Below are 17,016 nucleotides of genomic sequence, written 5' to 3' on the forward strand. Positions count from 1 at the left end.
CGCGCTGGTCATGATGCTGGGGTTCCACGGGTTCGGGGTCGATCCCGAGCAGGTCCGCCATCAGTTCGGCGCCCGGCCGATCGGCGTCGCCGAGATGATTCGCGGCGCCCAGCAGTTCGGGCTGAAGGCACGGGCGGTCCGCAGCAATTGGAGCCGTCTGGCGAAGACGCCGCTGCCGGCCGTCGCCACGCTCAATGACGGCAGCTTCCTGCTGCTCGGCAAGGTGGGCGAGAGCGAGATCCTGGTGCAGGCGCCGGATCGCGCCCGGCCGGCGATGATGACGCGCGAGGAATTGGAGCGGGTCTGGAGCGGCCAGCTCGTGCTGATGACGAAGCGCAGCTCGCTCACCGACCTGACCCGCCGCTTCGACATCACCTGGTTCTTCGGCGCAATCCACAAGTACCGGTTCCTGCTGGGCGAGGTGCTGGTCGCCTCGTTCTTCCTCCAACTCCTGGCGCTGGTCTCGCCGCTGTTCTTCCAGGTGGTGATCGACAAGGTTCTGGTGCACCAGAGCATGCGCACGCTCGACGTGCTGGTGATGGGGCTCGTGGCCATCGCCGTGTTCGAGACGGTGCTCGGCATCCTGCGCACCTATCTGTTCGCGCACACCACCAACCGGATCGACGTCGAACTCGGGGCGCGGCTGTTCCGGCATCTGCTGGCGCTGCCCATCGCCTATTTCCAGGCGCGGCGCGTCGGCGATTCGGTGGCGCGCGTCCGCGAATTGGAGAACATCCGGAACTTTCTCACCAGTTCCGGGCTGACGCTGGTCATCGACCTGTTCTTCACCTTCGTGTTCATCGCGGTGATGTTCTTCTATTCGCCGCTGCTGACCATGGTCGTGCTGGCGTCGCTTCCCATCTATGTCGGCATCTCGGCGGCGGCGACGCCGCTGTTCCAGAAGCGTCTCGACGAGAAGTTCGCCCGCGGCGCCGAGAACCAGGCGTTCCTGGTCGAGAGCGTCACCGGGGTCGAGACGCTCAAGGCGATGGCGGTCGAGCCGCAGATGCAGCAGCGCTGGGAGGAGCAGCTTGCCGCCTATGTGAGCGCGAGCTTCAAGGTGCTGAGCCTCGGCAACACCGCCAGCGAGAGCGTCCAGCTTGTCAGCAAGCTGGTCACCGCCGCCCTGCTCTATCTCGGCGCGCAGCTCGTCATCGAGGGCCGGCTCACGGTCGGCGAGCTGGTGGCGTTCAACCTGCTGGCCGGGCGGGTCAGCGCGCCGGTGTTGCGGCTCGCGCAAATCTGGCAGGACTTCCATCAGGCGCGGCTGTCCATCGCCCGTCTCGGCGACATCCTCAACACCGCGCCCGAGCCGCTCTACAGCCCCGGGCGGATGACGCTGCCGATGATTCGCGGCGATGTCAGCTTCGAGCACGTCACCTTCCGTTATCGCATCGACGGACCGGAGATCCTGCACGACATCAATCTGCACGTTCCCGCCGGCCAGGTGATCGGCGTGGTCGGCCGCTCGGGCTCGGGAAAAAGCACGCTCGCCAAGCTCGTCCAGCGGCTCTACGTGCCCGAATCAGGCCGGGTGCTGGTCGATGGAATCGACGTGGCGCAGGTCGATCCGGCCTGGCTGCGGCGCCAGATCGGCGTGGTGCTGCAGGACAATATCCTGTTCAACCGCACGGTGCGCGACAACATCGCGCTGGCCGATCCGGCGCTGCCGACCGGGCGCGTCATCGCCGCCGCGACGCTGGCGGGCGCGCACGAGTTCATCATGCAGCTTCCGCAGGGCTACGACACCATCGTCGGCGAGCGCGGCAGCAGCCTGTCCGGCGGTCAGCGCCAGCGAATCGCCATCGCCCGCGCGCTGATCACCGATCCGCGCATCCTGATCTTCGATGAAGCGACCAGCGCGCTGGATTATGAGAGCGAGAGCATCATCCAGCAGAACATGGCGCAGATCGCCGAAGGGCGGACGGTGTTCATCATCGCCCACCGGCTGTCGGCGCTGCGGCAGGCCGACCGCATCATCACCATCGAGCGCGGACGGCTGATCGAGGACGGCACGCACCACGAGCTGATGCTCAAGGCCGGCGGGCGCTATGCGACGCTGTACCGGCTGCAGGCCGGGCTGCACGAGGTGATCTGAGGCGCGACATGAAGACCAAACCGCACGCCGCCAATGATCCGGGACTGCTCGTTCTCGGCATGCTGTTTCGCCTGCGCAACATCCCCGCCGATTTCGACATGCTGGCACCGTCGGCGGGCGCGGTGGATGTGCCGGCCATGCTGCGCTTCGCCCGCGCGCACGGCCTCAAAGCCCGCGCCGCCAATATGGGCTGGAAGCAGCTTCAGGGCGCGCCGCTCCCCGCCATCGCCGCACTCACGGACGGCAGCTTCCTGCTGGTCGGCCGGGTGGCGGACGACCGGGCGATCGTGGTGGCGCCGACCGCCACGCGGCCGGCGATGATGACGCGGGACGAATTCGAGGCGGCCTGGAGCGGGCAGATCGTGCTGATCACACCGCGCAGCGCCGCCGACGCCCGGCTGCGACGCTGGGCCAGTGCCGCCATTGCCGCGCCGGCGCGCCTCGTCCAAACCCTCGCCGGCCGTATCCGCCGCCTCGCCAATCCCATGGCGGCGCGCGAGGCGGCGCAGCGCGGCGCGACGGCCGCAAGCGGCGTGATCATCGATTTCGCCGAGCGGGCCCGCAAGCTGCAGAACGCCGTGGCGCCGAAACCCCGGACTTCCTCCCGCCGCACTGCCGAGGAACTGGCCTTCCTGCCGGCGGCGCTGGAGATCGTCGAGACGCCGCCCTCCCCGATCGGCCGCGGCATCATCTTCAGCCTCATCGCCATCATCGTCGCGGCGCTGGCGTGGTCCAGCCTCGGCACGGTCGATATCGTCGCGGTGGCCCAGGGCAAGATCATCCCGAGCGGCCGCACCAAGACGATCCAGCCGTTCGAGACCGGCATCGTGCGGGCGATCCATGTCAGCGACGGCCAGCGGGTGAAGGCCGGCGACGTGCTGATCGAGCTCGACCCGACGATGAACGCGGCCGAACTCGGGCGCCTGCGCGCCGATCTGCTGGCGGCGCGCCTGGAGGTTGCGCGCCTCCACGCGGCGCTGAACGGCGGCGACGACCCGGTGGCGGCGTTCGCGCCGCCTGCCGATGCGCCAGCCGATCTGGTGCAGATGCAGCGCCGCTTCCTGCTCAGCCAGATCACCGAGCAGAAGGCCAAGATCGCCGCCATCGACCGGCAGGTGGCGCAGCGGGAGGCCGAGCGCGCCACGATTCGCGCCTCGATCGACAAGCTCAAGGCGACCATGACGCCGCTGCAGCAGCGCGTCGAGATCCGCGAACACCTGTTCCAGAAGGAGCTGGGCTCGAAGATCGTCTATCTCTCCGAAATGCAGGAGCTGATCGGCCAGCGCCAGGAGATCCTGGTGCAGGAGAGCCGCTACAGCGAGGCGGAGGCCGCCATCGCCTCGCTGGTGGAGACGCGAAACCGGGCCGTGGCCGAATACGAGCGCGGCCTGTTCGACGAATTCGCCAGGGCCGAGCAGCGGGTCGCAGGGCTCGCGCAGGACATCATCAAGGCCGAGCAGCGCACCAGCCTGCAGAAGCTCACCGCGCCGGTCGACGGCAAGGTGCAGCAGCTCGCCGTTCACACCATCGGCGGCGTGGTGACGCCGGCGCAGACCCTGATGCTGATCGTGCCGGCGGAAAGCCGGCTCGAGATCGAGGCCATGATCTCGAACCGGGATATCGGCTTCGTCGAGGTCGGCCAGGAGGTGGCGATCAAGGTCGACGCCTTCAACTTCACCCGCTACGGGCTGCTGCACGGCCGGATCCTGTCGATCTCCCAGGACTCCATCACCCGCGACCGGGGCCACGACCGCGATGCGGCGAGCAGCGAGCCCAGCAGCGAACCGAAGGGGCAGGAACTGGCCTACGCCGCCCACATCTCGCTCGACCGGACCGAGATGGATCTCGGCGACAAGCGCGTCAGCCTGTCGCCGGGCATGGCGATCACCGCCGAGGTCAAGACCGGCTCGCGCCGGATCATCAGCTATCTGCTGTCGCCGCTGGTTCGCTACAAGCAGGAAAGCCTGCGCGAGCGCTGAGCGTGATACGGTTTCCGGTATCCCGAAGGGATCAACCGGAAACGGCCTCGCCGAAAACCCCTCGTTCAGAAGTGGGATTTTCGGCGATCTGACTACGGTTCTCCGGCCCTGGAGACCGGAAACCGTATCATTTCTCCTTGACGGCGCGCCTCAGGATGCCGGCGATCGTCGATGCCTGCATCAGCGCATCAACGTCCTTGATCATGACGTCGTTGCGGCCCGCGCGCTCGATGATCCCGGCTGTCGCGAGCTGGACCATGATCCGACTCAAGGTATCGGCATTGATCGCCAGATAGCTCGCAATATCGTCCCGCGAGGGAAGCTTGATGACCGGCTGCCGCTCATCATGGCGCAGCGACAGATAAAGCGTATCCCTCCGGCGTGGGCCGCAGGTGGGGCGCTTACGGCTCTGAAGGTCCGAGGAGCGCCGGGTTTGCTTTGTGGATTTTGATGAGTTCGACCAGGGTCTCGATTCCGAAGTCGGTGAACGCCCTGACGGCGGCGTCGCCGACGCCGTAGACCCAGATGATGCCGTCCTCGACGTCCATTTCGTTGGCGACCTGGTGCAGCCAATCTTCGTCTTCGCCGAGGTCCTCGGCGACGCGAGCGATCGTGGTGACGCGGGAGACCTTGTTGACGTGCATGCTCACGCCGCCCGAGCGGAGAGTGCCGAGGGCCGTGGCGCCCAATTCCAGGGCAGGAGGTCATCGAGCCTATGCGCCGGGTGGCTTGGCAGGCGCGCCAGGACGTCGGCCAGCCAGGCCTGCGGATCGATGCCGTTCATCTTGGCCGTGACAATCAGGCTGTACATGGCGGCGGCGCGGTGCCCGCCCCGATCGGACCCGCAGAACAGCCACGACTTGCGACCAAGAGCGATGCCGCGAAGCCCGCGTTCGGCGGCGTTGTTCGACAGGCAAACCCGCCCATCCTCGAGGAACAGCGTGAAGCTCGCCCAGCGCTTCAGGATGTAATTGAACGCCTTGGCGAGGTCGTGCCCGCGCGCGAGCTTGGCAAGCTCCTCGCGCATGTGGCGATGAAGATCCTCGACCAGGGGGCGGCTTCGCTCCTGGCGAACGGCGAGGCGCTGCTGCGCGCTGGTGCCGGTGATCGACCGCTCGATCTCGAACAGCTCGTCGATCCGGCGCACCATCTCGATGGCGATCGGCGAGAGCACGGCGTCCGTCCTGCCGGCGGCCCGGCGCCGCGCCGTCCCCTCGATGTCGGCCATGGCGAAGAACGGCCGCCGCGCGTGGGCCCAACAGGCCGCCTCCCGGATCGGCCCAGGGGCGCGTCCGACCAGGTAGAGCGGGGCGTAGCCGTCATAGGCGTCGGCCTGCAGGATGCCCGCGTAGCCGGCGAGATGCCCCTGGGGGTGCTCGCCCCGGCGGTCGCGCGAATAGTAGAACATCGCCGCCGGAGGATCGGTGCCGCCGAAGGGCCGGTCGTCGCGGACATAGACCCAGCAGCGCCCGGTGTCGGTCTTGCCCTTGGCCAGCACCGGCACGGTCGTGTCATCCGCGTGCAGCCGCTCTGCCGCCATCACATGAGCCTCCAGGCGGCGGAGCAGCGGAGCGAGCTCGCTGCAGACCGCCCCCACGGCGTCCGCCATCGTCGACAGCGCGATCGGCACGCCCTCCAGCGCGTAACGCTCGGCCTGCCGGTTCAGCGGCTGATGCTGGCCGAACTTGTCGACCATGATCATGGCCAGCAGGCTGGGACCGGCCCAGCCCCGCGGGATGCTATGGAACGGCGCCGGCGCCTGGGAGACCGTCTCGCAGTCGCGGCAGCTGAACCTCTCCCGCACCGTCTCGATCACCTTCCACTGGCGCGGGATCACCTCCAGCGTCCGCGTCACGTCCTCGCCGATCTTGCGCAGCCGCGTGCCGCCACAGCACGCGCAGGCCGCCGGGGGATCGATCACCACGCGCTCCCGCGGCAGATGCTCGGGGAAGGTCTGGCGCTCGGCGCGCTTGCGGGTAAAGCCCCGCACGGTCGTCGTCTGGGCGGCGGCCTGTTCGGCCGCGCGTTCGTCCTCGGTCGCGCCCGCTTCGAGCTCCTCGAACGCCAGCGCCAGCTGCTCGATCAGCCGTGCCGCACGTTCCGACCGCTGGCCGTAAATCTGCCGCTCGAGCTTGGCGATCTGCAGCTTCTGATAGGCGATCAGCGCCTGATCTTCCGAGGCCTTGGCGCGCGCCACCGCAAGGTCTGCGGCGACCTCCAGCGTCTTTGCGCGCTCAGCCGCCAACGCCTCCTTCAGCGCGGCGAGTTCGGCGGCAGCATCACCATCGGCGTCCATGCATCCTATGGAATCACATCTTCGCCGCGGTGTGACGTGCAAAGTGGAGCGTCGCCGCAATTATTTGATCAGCCCGCGCTCTGCGGCCGCCATGTGTGCTGGGGATTGCGCCAGTCGATCGCCTCGAGCAGATAACTCATTTGCGCCGCCGTCAGCGCCACCGCGCCGTCGACCGTGGCCGGCCACACGAAGCGCCCGCGGTCGAGCCGCTTGGCGTAGAGCGACAAGCCGATGCCGTCGTGCCACAACGCCTTGATCAAGGTCCCGGCGCGGCCCCGGAACACGAAGACGTCGCCGCCGAACGGGTCGCGGCCGAGCCCTTCCTGCACCAGCAGCGCCAGGCCCTGCATGCCCTTGCGCATGTCCGTATGTCCGGTCGCGATCCAGATCCGCACGCCCGCCGGAACCGGGATCATCGCAGCGCCTTGAGGGTTGCCGTCACCAACGCCGCCGGCGCAGACGCGCCGATCTCAACCCGCACGCCGCCGGCCAATTCCACGACGATCGCGGCGCCGTCTTCCCTCGTGGCCGCGGCCGTCCCACCGGCCTCCACGACGATCGCGCGGGCGAACCCAACCCCGCTCGTCCCGTCGCCAACCTCGTGCCGCCATTTGTAGATCAGGCTGGTCGATACCCCGTAGCGCCGTGCTACGTCCGCCACGATCGCCTCCGGCGCAAACGCCGCCGCCACGATCTCCCGCCGTTCCTCGCCGCTCCACCGCCGGCGCCGCTCCGGCCCCGTCAGCACCGTCATCTGGCTCATGCTGCGCTCTTACGCGCGCTCGTAAGAGCGCTCCTATGCGCGCAGCATCCGCGAAGCGCGAGGTCCCACACAAGGCGGCCCACGCCGGAGGGATACGATAAAGCAGGAAGGAACACACCCTCTGCTTCGAGTCGAGGACGCTGACGATGAGCTGGTGCAGGAACGACCGGTACAGATGCTGCTTCACGAAAAGCTGGTTGGCCGCAAACACGTCGCGGACGAACTCGCTTTCGGTACTGTCGTCATTGTCGAAGTAGAATAGCTGGACAGGTGTCGAGGCACGGAAGAAGAAATCCCGCCAGTATTGAGCGCCCGGAATAACCAACGTGTCGTTCGGAAGCAGGAAGTCGATGATGTGCGACTTCCCCTCGCCGAGCGTCGCGCCGAACGCGAGCATTCCCTTGCGAATGACGATGGTGCTCATGGACGAGCTGGGAAGGATCGACAGGGACTGATTTTTGCGCAGATCCAGCGCGCGACCATACTTGTCGATCGTCGCATCCAGAAGTGGGGCTTCCGGCGTGAGCTGAACGGCCTCGTCGTCGTGCAGCAGGTTGAGGGGCGCAGCCCGCCGACCAACCTCAGGTTTTGCCAGATCGCCCTTCGGTTGAATATTTCGCCGCTCCCCAACGGCGGCACCAGTCTTGGTTGCCTTGATGTGCTTGTTTCCGTGGGTTGTGTGCGCACGCATCTCAATGCCCCAGCAATTGTTTCAAATTTTCTAAAACAGAGAATGAGCACGCCGACTCGCGCCGTAAAGGGCCTCATCTGAACATCTCTGATGATACCTAACCACTGTACTTAAAATTTGAGATTAATTTCGCTCGCGCTGCTATGTTTAACATTAATGCTTAACATCGCGGCCTTTGGCCCCAATGGGCTCCGCCAGCGGCCGGTTGTGGTCCCAGCCGTGCGGTGCCGGTCATTTCGATAGTGTGGGGCACCTGCACCGGGTCCGCCGGCCCCACGCGCCATGCACCGCTCGTGATGGCCGGGCCGGTTCTCAGACCAGGGACCCGCCGCGTCGCAGGCGAGCGTCACATTCGGCTTCGGATTGCGGGCTTCAGATGCGGGCTTCACACGCAGGCTGGGGCACGACCCGATCGAGGAGGCGTGTCGCCACATAGGGGTGATGGCCCAGCGCGCGCTCCCGGCCATAGATCCTGCACACACCGTCCCTGTCCGCTAGATCCCAGTAGTCGAGGGTCAGAATGGGCACGGCCGGGTGGCGCGTCCGCGCGGGCTCGAGCAATCGCAGCTGGAACTCGACACTCTGCCCGTCGGCCAGCACGAAGCCGGTGCCGGCAGAATTGGGCGTCGTCAGCAGGCTCTCGGCGATGACGGCGTCGATGCTCTCGACCAAGCGCGGAAGGATGGCGTAGCCACGGTTGGCGATGATCGAGATCTCCGGCCAGCGCTTGCGGATCGACTGCACGATATCGACCGCGGCGTCCGTCATGCCCTTGTAGCGGTCCGGATTCGTTTCCTCGAGATATGGCGGCGTGTCGAGCGTATCCAGCATGAGCCCCTTGAAGCCCAGGGACAGCAGGGACGGGATCTGCTCATCGAGAAGCGAGGCGCGCCATGCGGGATGCCGGACGTCGACCCGCCGCGTTCCCGGCCAATCGGGATTCTCCTCAAGCAGCGCGGCGCGATCCAGGCTTGCAAACGCCGGACTGCCGGTGCGGACCTCGCCAATGCTGAGATAGCCGCAGACGGACGCCCGCCCCATGCCGATGCGCGCCAGCGAGCCTTTGAAGGCCGGGTCGAGAATGACGATGTCGTAGCCGGCGAGAACGTCCTCGTTTGCGGTCTGACCGTAGAACACCACCCATCGCAATGGCGATTCGCCATCGAACGCTGCGCGCGCGGCAGCCGGGCGCCGCGCCAGAAGCGACGACACCGCAACCCCGGCACCGCCGCCAAGAACCGTCCGTCTGGTCAGCAGGGAGGACACCGTCTCACACCCTCTCATCCGGTTTGCGGCGATCGCCGCGCGATCGGCAGCGGCAGCCTCGCCGGGATTCCACCATGGAGAACAGTCGTCTCGGCAATGGAATATTCAGACAATGGAATATTCGTCCGATGGAAAATGAAGCTCCGCTTGATTGGCCGGACTTGAATCCGTTCGCGCACACAACTCAGACGGTTTCCGGTTGATCCCTTCGGGATACCGGAAACGTCCTCGCCGAAAAATCCTTGCGTTGGAAGGGATTTTTCGGCGATCGGAATACGGCTCGAAGGCTTGATCAGCGGGAGAACCGTATCAGACGCGGCCTTCGCCCCGCAGCCGAAGCGTGCCCTCAAACCGCTCGCCCTGTCGACGGATTTATCCTGATGCAGCAAGCCGTCCCGGTCCGGAGGCCGGATTCGGGAAGCGACCGAACAACCGATCATGACCGATTTTGGCCCGGTCTCGAAGCCAGCGGGACATGCGCCTGCGCTCTATTCGGCGGGCCTTCCGCTCAGCGCGTGTCCACGCCGCGGCAGGCAGAGCCGGCCCCGGGCCCGCTCGTCTTCGACGCCCTCCAGCCCCCGTCGCCACCGTATCCAGCCCGTCAAATCGTGACCCCGGAAACACACACGGTAAGAATCCGCGCCCGTTAACCGAGTTCTGGGCGAGCGAAGGATGAGATTTTGGCCCTTCTGCCGGTTCATTTCATCGCGCCCGGGAAACTTAGCCTTCAGCGTTTCGATGCCTGAAACCAGCCCGTTCCGCCGCCTTCCTGCCGGTCGCGGAGCGTGATTGTGCGTGCGATTCACAAATGATTTCAACGACCAACAGAATCACCCCGGCCCTTCCATGCCTCGGCCTGCCCTTGTCCTGCGCCATTAACGTTAGGATTGGATAGGTCCGGTTTGCAGTGTGGATATTGGCGCAGGCGGCCGCTTCTCTGACCCACGTCAGGCTTTTGTATTGGCGCGTCATTACTCCGATCTCTAAAATAAGTACAAAATCGCAGTAAAAACACATGACTTTCCGAAGCGGGCACGAATTTCTCGGTCCCGTAAACGTTTCCGACCCAGTTCAGCTTTCGGATTACTGCGCAAGCAGGAGGAACTTGATATGAATGAACATGCCTCGAGGCTTGGATCATTTACCCTTCTCGAGCGGGGCGATGCTACGCAAGAATTTGCGCCAGCATGCGGCACATCGACCGTCCGCAGCGCCAAGGAATCCGGGGCGAAGGTCCGCCAGGCGGTGATCATGGCCGGCGGCAAGGGCACGCGGTTGCACCCCTATTCGGCCGTGTTTCCGAAGCCGCTGATGCCGCTCGGCGACATGCCCATTCTCGAACTGCTGCTGCGGCGCCTGAAGGCGGCCGGCGTGAACGACGTGATCGTCGCCGTGAATCATCTCGGCCACCTGATCGAGACCTATTTCGGCGACGGGTCCAATCTCGACATGCGCATCCGCTATTCCAATGAAAGCAAGCCATTGGGAACGGCCGGCGCTCTCGGCAACATGCTCGACATGCTCGACGAGAACTTCTTCCTGGCCAATGGCGATCTTCTGACGACGATGGACCTGTCGCGCATGGCGCAGACCCATCTCGCCGACGACGCCGACGCCTCGGTCGGCATCTACGAGCGCGAGAACAAGATCGATTTCGGTCTCATCGAGTTCGACCAGGCCAACCGCCTGCGCGCCTACCGCGAAAAGCCGGTCACCAAATATTATGTCAGCATGGGCATCTACGTGCTCCGCCGCGAGGCGATCCGCGAGTTCGTGCACGATGTCGACTATCTCGACATGCCGACGCTGCTGGTGAAGATGAAGGACCGCGACACCAACGTCGTGTGCTTCCGCGACGATTGCGTGTGGCTCGACATCGGCCGCCCGGACGACTTCGCGCTCGCGCAGCAGATGTTCGAGCAGAACCGCAACATTTTCCTGGGACAGCCCGAATGCGGCGCGCCCTTGTAACCGGGGGGCGCGGGTTCATCGGTCGGCATTTGGTCCGCACTCTGAGAGGGCTCGGATGCAGGGCGGCGGCCATCGGCCGCTCCCCCGCATCCGATCCGTCCGACATCGTTCTCGACGAGGCGTCCTGGACGCCCCGGGCGCTCGGCGACATCCTCGAACGCGAAGAGCCGGACTTGATCTTCCATCTCGCCGGATCGGCGACCGGAACGCGCGAGCAACTCGACCGCGCGAATGTCGGCACGACCCGCGCGATTCTCGAAGCGCTCGCCCACACCGGGCAGAAGCCGCTGCTGGTCTCGGCCGGCAGCGCCGCCGAATACGGCGCGGCGATCCGTGACGGCGAACCGGTGGAGGAGACGCTGGCGTGCGCGCCCGTGTCGGACTACGGCGTCAGCAAGCATGCGCAGAGCTGCGCGGTGCTGCGGTTCGCCGAAGAGACCGGGCATCGCGTGATCGTGGCGCGGGTGTTCAACCCCATCGGCGCGGGCATGCCCGCGCATCTCGCGTTGGGTAGTTTCGCCCGCCAGATCGCAGCGAGTTCCGGAGGATCATGCTGCCTGCGGGTTGGGAATCTTAACGTCCAGCGGGATATGATCGATGTCGAACATGCCGCGAAAGTTCTAATTGATCTGGCGTTTACCGAAAATGCATGCGGTGTTGTTAATATCTGCAGCGGTCAGGCACCACTCCTGCGGGATCTGGTAGACTGCATGATCTCGTCCAGCGGCCGCGATGTGTCGTTGGAAGTCGATCCTGCGCGTGTGCGCCCGGGCGAGATTCGGACCATTGTGGGAAGTACGGCGCGGCTTGCGGAGTTCGGCTGCCTGCCGCCGCCGACGGATTTCCCGGGGGTCGTCGCCCGAATCTGGGAGGCGGCTGCCGACAGCGCGGGCCCTCCAAACTAAGCGGCGATCATTCCATGGTTTCCATTCGGACCTCCGGTGCGCGAGACGACAAGGCTCACAGCACGGGAGCGGCTGGTGCTCGCGCCTCGCATCCCCAGCAGCCGAGCCTGATCGAGCTGCTGTCCGTCGAAAGCTGGCGTCGGTTCGTGCTTGAGACGCTGCTGCTGGTGGCGGCGGCGACGGCGTTCCAGCTGATGGTGTACGGCAGCACCGTCGTGCCGGCCGGCGCCTTCCACCCCTATTGGGTGCCCGTGCTGCTGATCGCCTGCCAGCATGGCGTGATGGCCGGCATGTTCGCCACAGTGGTCTGCTGCGTCGGCTATTTCGGCTTCGGCATACCGAGCTATCTCGTTTCCGAGGACTTCCACGTCAATGCCGCCGCAATTGCCGCGCAGCCCGCGGCTTGGCTTGCGGCGACGCTGGTCCTTGGCGGCCTGCGCACGTTGCACATGCACCGCCAGACCGAGCTCGCCGAACGCCTGAAGATGGCCGAGCATCGGACCGAGGACTTCGCCGACGCGCTGGAGCGCGCGACGGAAGAGATCCGTTCGCTCGAGGCGCGCATCGCGGCGCAGCTTGCCGATGCGGCAACGGTGTCGCACACACTCGCCAATCTCGATCTCACCAGCCGGCGGCGCGCCGTCGCGAGCTTCTGCGACCTGCTGCGCTTCTGCGGCGGGGCATCCACGTTCACGCTCTATCTGATCGAGGGGCGCGAAGCGCCCGTCGCTCTCGCCGTGGTCGATGACGTGGTCTGTCCGGTGGAGCCGTTCGCGCCGTTGGACGCCGCCGCGCTGCAGGCCGCGCTGACGCGCGCCGCAAGCCGTCTCCCCATGGGTCAGGATCCGGCATCGGGCAGCCAGCAGGCGCATGTGTCGATCCTCGCGCTCGACGAGCCGGGGGCTCAGCCTCTCGGCCTCATCGTCTGCAGCGCGTTCCGCACCAATGAGGATGTCGGCCACGCCCGGCAGCGGCTCGACGAGCTGTGCCGCGCCCTGGCGAAAATCCTCAGCATGTGCCCGCCCGCCCAGGCCGGCGGATACGTCCGCGACCGGCTCCAGACCGAGCGGCTGCAGGTCGTGCGGGAGGCCGTGCGATGATGCCCCGGCTGGAGCAATCGGGTTTCGCCGCGGCGGCCACGCTCGGGCGGCATGCGCTGACGGCGGTGCCCGGCGGCGTTCCGGCCGCGGTCGCGGTCGCCGCCGTCCTGCTCCAATCGATGCTGCTGATCGGCCTCGCGCGCGGTCTCTTCGGGCTTGCGGTCTATGTCGCCCTGCAGTGCCTAGCCGGCCTCGCGGCCTGGCTGGCTTTTCGCCGCTGGGTCACCTCCGGCGACGGGCCGCAGGGACGCCTGTTCGCGGCGCTGAGGCTCCAGGTGATCGTGTGGTCGATCCTCGCCGGGCCGTTCGGAGCGCTCGTCCTTCTCGCCTACACGCTCGCGCGCAAGGACCCCTCCCTCAAGCTGCCCGGAATGGAAGACTTGGCCGAACCGCCCTCCGCCGAGGAGGACCGCAGCGAGCAGCTCCACAGCGCCCTGCTCGACAACCGGCTGCGCATCTCCGATGTCCACGGCATCCGGCCGCTCGGCGAAGTCATCGCGCAGGGCACGCAGGCCGAGAAGCTCGCCGCGCTGAGCATCATCGCCCGCAACTATCGTGCGCCGTTCGCCGCCGTCCTCAAGCGCGCTTTGGCCGATTCCGAGGCGCCGGTGCGCGTGCTGTCGTCGACCGTGCTGGCCGAACTCAACAGCCGCTTCATGCGCGCCATCGGCCAGCGGCTGGCGGCGGTGGAGCAGGATCCCGGCTCGGCGGCGGCGTGGGTCGAGCTTGCCGACGCGCGCCTCGACTATGCCGCGAGCGGGCTGCTCGACCTGTCGCGTGCCCAAACGGAAACCGCGGGTGCGGCGGAGGCTTTGTCGCGCGCCGCTGGCATCGCACCGAACGACCACGACCTGCACGCGCGTCTCGACGGCGTCCGCCAGCGCCTCGCCCGCTTTCCCGATCTGAGCGCCGCGTCCGAGAACACCGACGGCCAGCCGGCAACAGGGGGCGGTCGATGACACAAGCGGCCGATGTCTGCCTGCTCATCGAAGGCGGCTACCCCTATCTGCTGGGAGGCGTCGCCTCATGGACAGACGCCTATATTCGCACCTCGCCGCAGCTCAAATTCCATGTCGTCTCGATCATGGTGTCGAGCCAGCCGCGCGTCCCGCGCTTCAAGCTGCCCGAGAACGTCACCGGCGTCACCGACGTTCTGCTGGACAAGTGCCGTCCCGGCACCGCGCCCTCGCCCTGGGACTGGCGCCGCGTCGCCGAGCTCAGCCAGGCGGCCGAGGAGACGCTGGCGACGGGCGACGCCACAGCCTTCGCATCCCTGGTCGACGGCCTGAAGGAGACCGGCTACGGCCAGGAGGCGCTGCTCGATTCCCGCCCGGCGTGGCGCGCCTTCGAAGCCGCCTATGAGCGGTTCCTGCCGGGCGGCTCGTTCCTCGGCTTCTTCTGGTCGTGGCGGTTTCTGCTTCAGGCCCTGCTCTCCATTTCCACCGCGCCCGTGGCGAATGCGCGGGTGTTCCACGCTCTGGGGACGGGATTTGCCGGCCTGATGGGCAGCTACGCCAAGGTCGCGAGCGGACGGCCGCTCGTCATCACCGAGCACGGCATCTACACCAACGAGCGGCGCATCGACATGGCGACCGCCGACTGGCTGTTCGATTCCGGCAAGGGCGGCTTCGATGCGGCGACCCAGGCGCCCGAGCTGCGGCGCGTCTGGCTGCAGGCCTACAATTCGCTGTCGCGGCTCGCCTACGCCAACGCCGACATCATCACCTCGCAATACAAGGCGAACCAGCACATCCAGCGCCAGGACGGCGCGCCCGAGGAGAAGCTGCGCATCATCCCGAACGGCATCGATGTCGAACGCCTCGCCGCCATGGCGCGCGACACCAAGGCACGGCGGCCGACCGTTCTGATGATCGGCCGGATCGTGCCGATCAAGGACACCCGGACATTCCTGATGGCGGTCGCCCAGCTCAAGGCGATGGTGCCCGATGTGGTGGCCGTGGTGATCGGCCCCGAGGAGGAGGATCCGGCCTACGCATCCGAGTGCCGCCAGCTCGTGACCCAGCTCGATATCGAAGCGAACGTGCGCTTCCTCGGCCGCGTTCCCGATGTCTTCGAATACCTGCTCGCCGCCGACGTGATCGTGCTGACCAGCATCAGCGAGGCGCAGCCGATCGTCATTCTCGAAGCGGGCGCCATCGGCGTGCCGGTGGTGTCGACCGATGTCGGATCCTGCCGCGAGGTGATCGAGGGCTTCGACGAGGATCCGGTCAAGGGAGCCGGCGGCATCGTCGTCGACCCCTGCGATCCCACCGCCACGGCGAAGGCGCTGGCGACGATCCTGCGCGATGCCGAGATGCGCCAGAGCATGGGCGACGTGATGCGGCGCCGCATGTCCTGCTACTACCACCGCAACCGGGTCCGCGGGCTTTACGAAGGGCTCTATGACGAGCTGAACGCCGCAAGCGAACAAGGGCGGCCGCAATGACGAGCATCAATGAAACGCTCGAGGCGATGACGCGCCGGCCGATGCTGACCAGCATCGCCCTCGCCTATCTCTACAGCGCGCTCATCGTCGCCGGACCCTGGATCTTCACGGTTCTCGGGCTGGTCGGCCTGTCGATGGCCCCTTGCGGATCGTTCTGCGACCAGCTCCCGGTGTTCCGCTCGATCGTCATCTACAATTCCGCCTTCGCGCTCATCGTCACCAGCCCGCTCGCCTTTCTCTGCGGGCGCTACGTGTCCGGCAATCTGTTCGAGGGGCGGCATGACACCATCATGTACGCCCTGGCCTTCGGCCTCCTGGTTTTCGGCGCGGTCGTCATCGTGCTGGCGGTGCCGTTCTATCTGTTCGCGACCACGCTCCAGCCCTCCGAGAAGATCGCCGCCATCCAGAATGTCGCGCTGATCGGCGCGTCGTGGCTGCTGGTGCCGTTCTGCAGCGTGCTGCGGGCCCACAACACCGTGCTCGTCGCTTTCGGCGTCAGCAGCGTCGCGATGTTCCTCGGCAGCGGCCTGCTGCACGATCCCTCGGTGACGTCGCTGCTGTCGACGCTCAATGCAGGCTTTGCGATCACCGACGCGATCATGCTGGTCGGGCTGGTGCGCCGGCTCGGCCCGAGCATCGTGCCCGACGAGGGGCTGTTCGCATTCCTGCGCCGGGCGTGGGAGATTCCCGCGGCGGGGCTGGCGTTCGCGCTCGGCCTGTGGATCGACAAGATCATCATGTGGCACGCCGCACCGGACGACAATCTCGTCGTCGCCGGCGTGCTGCGCACCATGCCGAGCTACGATACCGCGATGTTCTGGGCGCAGATGTCGGCGATCCCGGTCATCTCGGTGTTCTTCGTCCACGTCGAGACGCGCTTCTCCTCCTCGGTCGAGCGCGCGCATGAGCGGTTGCGGAACCATGCGAGCCTGCGCGAGATCAAGCTCCGGATCAACGACGTGAGGACGGCGGCGCTCTCCGGCATCGTGACGATGTTCTCGGGGCTGGTGATCGTCGGCATCCTCGTCATTCTGTCGTCGTTCGTCTTCATGAACGAGCTCGGGCTCCGGCCGAGCTACATGGGCGCACTGCGAACGGCGGTGATCGCCACCACGTTCTACACCAGCGCGATGTTCTGCTTCTATTTCCTGATGCACTTCGACCTGAGGCGGCAGGCGTTGGTGGTCGTCGTCACCTATGCGCTCCTGAACGCCAGCCTGACCCTCGCCTTCGTCGGGGCCGGCGAGGATTTTTACGGTTACGGCAACCTCCTCGCCTCGGCGATCGGCTTTCTCTTCAGTTTTGCCGTTGTGCTGCGTGAGCTTTCGTGGCTGCCATTCCATGTCTTCATCACCAACAACGCGTCTATTCGGTGATTGGACTTAACCATGATGCGGCAATTCTTTGCATCCGGATACGCCAGGGGCTCACCTTTAGGTCGTTATTCTATAATATTTCTCCACCGAGGGTGCTTGCGGCCAGTTCGGCGTAAGCTTCAACA

16 protein-coding genes are annotated in these 17,016 nt (G+C 66.3%); 9 read left to right on the top strand and 7 right to left on the bottom strand.

Annotated features, from left to right (window positions below):
- Nucleotides 1-10: 10 nt before the first annotated feature.
- Nucleotides 11-2,098, top strand: coding sequence for a type I secretion system permease/ATPase (locus BLTE_RS08010; RefSeq protein ID WP_126402115.1), 2,088 nt, complete (start codon nt 11-13; stop codon nt 2,096-2,098).
- A gap of 8 nt (nt 2,099-2,106) precedes the next feature.
- Nucleotides 2,107-4,077, top strand: coding sequence for an HlyD family type I secretion periplasmic adaptor subunit (locus BLTE_RS08015; protein WP_126399157.1), 1,971 nt, complete (start codon nt 2,107-2,109; stop codon nt 4,075-4,077).
- 127 nt (nt 4,078-4,204) lie between these two features.
- On the opposite strand, the gene BLTE_RS08020 is transcribed toward BLTE_RS08015, so the two are convergent.
- From BLTE_RS08020 to tnpA, 5 genes are all read right to left on the bottom strand, one after another.
- Nucleotides 4,205-4,438: a helix-turn-helix domain-containing protein gene (locus BLTE_RS08020; RefSeq protein ID WP_126399159.1), complete on the bottom strand. Its 234-nt coding sequence runs from the start codon at nt 4,436-4,438 to the stop codon at nt 4,205-4,207.
- A 40-nt stretch (nt 4,439-4,478) separates the two neighbouring features.
- Nucleotides 4,479-4,721: a hypothetical protein gene (locus BLTE_RS08025; RefSeq protein ID WP_126397733.1), complete on the bottom strand. Its 243-nt coding sequence runs from the start codon at nt 4,719-4,721 to the stop codon at nt 4,479-4,481.
- 2 nt (nt 4,722-4,723) lie between these two features.
- On the bottom strand, nt 4,724-6,373 hold the full coding sequence (gene tnpC / locus BLTE_RS08030; protein ID WP_126398497.1) for an IS66 family transposase: 1,650 nt from the start codon (nt 6,371-6,373) through the stop codon (nt 4,724-4,726).
- 68 nt (nt 6,374-6,441) lie between these two features.
- Nucleotides 6,442-6,789, bottom strand: coding sequence for an IS66 family insertion sequence element accessory protein TnpB (gene tnpB, locus BLTE_RS08035; RefSeq protein ID WP_126397729.1), 348 nt, complete (start codon nt 6,787-6,789; stop codon nt 6,442-6,444).
- Complete coding sequence (tnpA, locus tag BLTE_RS08040) at nt 6,786-7,136, bottom strand: IS66-like element accessory protein TnpA (RefSeq protein ID WP_126397727.1); 351 nt, start codon at nt 7,134-7,136, stop codon at nt 6,786-6,788. The genes tnpB and tnpA overlap by 4 nt, the downstream gene beginning before the upstream one ends.
- A 355-nt stretch (nt 7,137-7,491) precedes the next feature.
- Between tnpA and BLTE_RS08045 the strand changes: the two genes are divergently transcribed.
- The gene (locus BLTE_RS08045; RefSeq protein WP_126399161.1) at nt 7,492-7,908 is read left to right on the top strand and encodes a hypothetical protein; all 417 of its coding nucleotides are present in this window, start codon (nt 7,492-7,494) and stop codon (nt 7,906-7,908) included.
- Nucleotides 7,909-8,199: 291 nt separating this feature from the next.
- Here the strand turns inward: BLTE_RS08045 and BLTE_RS08050 are convergent, their stop codons facing one another.
- Together BLTE_RS08050 and BLTE_RS08055 are read right to left on the bottom strand one after the other, a co-directional pair.
- A complete protein-coding gene (locus BLTE_RS08050; protein WP_160140554.1) occupies nt 8,200-9,093 on the bottom strand; it encodes a glycoside hydrolase family 191 protein in 894 nt (297 codons plus the stop codon).
- A 14-nt stretch (nt 9,094-9,107) separates the two neighbouring features.
- A complete protein-coding gene (locus tag BLTE_RS08055) occupies nt 9,108-9,533 on the bottom strand; it encodes a hypothetical protein (RefSeq protein WP_126399165.1) in 426 nt (141 codons plus the stop codon).
- 811 nt (nt 9,534-10,344) lie between these two features.
- Between BLTE_RS08055 and BLTE_RS08060 the strand changes: the two genes are divergently transcribed.
- The 6 genes from BLTE_RS08060 to pelG are packed head-to-tail and all read left to right on the top strand — an operon-like array spanning nt 10,345 to nt 16,891.
- Nucleotides 10,345-11,064: a nucleotidyltransferase family protein gene (locus tag BLTE_RS08060; RefSeq protein WP_126399167.1), complete on the top strand. Its 720-nt coding sequence runs from the start codon at nt 10,345-10,347 to the stop codon at nt 11,062-11,064.
- Nucleotides 11,046-11,969, top strand: coding sequence for an NAD-dependent epimerase/dehydratase family protein (locus tag BLTE_RS08065; RefSeq protein WP_126399169.1), 924 nt, complete (start codon nt 11,046-11,048; stop codon nt 11,967-11,969). Before BLTE_RS08060 ends, BLTE_RS08065 begins: the two co-directional genes overlap by 19 nt.
- A 14-nt stretch (nt 11,970-11,983) precedes the next feature.
- The gene (locus BLTE_RS18055; protein ID WP_160140555.1) at nt 11,984-13,069 is read left to right on the top strand and encodes a hypothetical protein; all 1,086 of its coding nucleotides are present in this window, start codon (nt 11,984-11,986) and stop codon (nt 13,067-13,069) included.
- Nucleotides 13,066-14,028, top strand: coding sequence for a hypothetical protein (locus BLTE_RS18060; protein WP_160140556.1), 963 nt, complete (start codon nt 13,066-13,068; stop codon nt 14,026-14,028). The genes BLTE_RS18055 and BLTE_RS18060 overlap by 4 nt, the downstream gene beginning before the upstream one ends.
- Nucleotides 14,025-15,515, top strand: coding sequence for a GT4 family glycosyltransferase PelF (gene pelF, locus BLTE_RS18065; protein ID WP_160140557.1), 1,491 nt, complete (start codon nt 14,025-14,027; stop codon nt 15,513-15,515). The genes BLTE_RS18060 and pelF overlap by 4 nt, the downstream gene beginning before the upstream one ends.
- A complete protein-coding gene (gene pelG, locus BLTE_RS08075; protein ID WP_126399173.1) occupies nt 15,512-16,891 on the top strand; it encodes an exopolysaccharide Pel transporter PelG in 1,380 nt (459 codons plus the stop codon). The genes pelF and pelG overlap by 4 nt, the downstream gene beginning before the upstream one ends.
- Nucleotides 16,892-17,016 lie beyond the last annotated feature (125 nt).

This window comes from Blastochloris tepida, from assembly GCF_003966715.1.
In the GTDB taxonomy this organism is placed as follows: Bacteria; Pseudomonadota; Alphaproteobacteria; order Rhizobiales; family Xanthobacteraceae; genus Blastochloris; species Blastochloris tepida.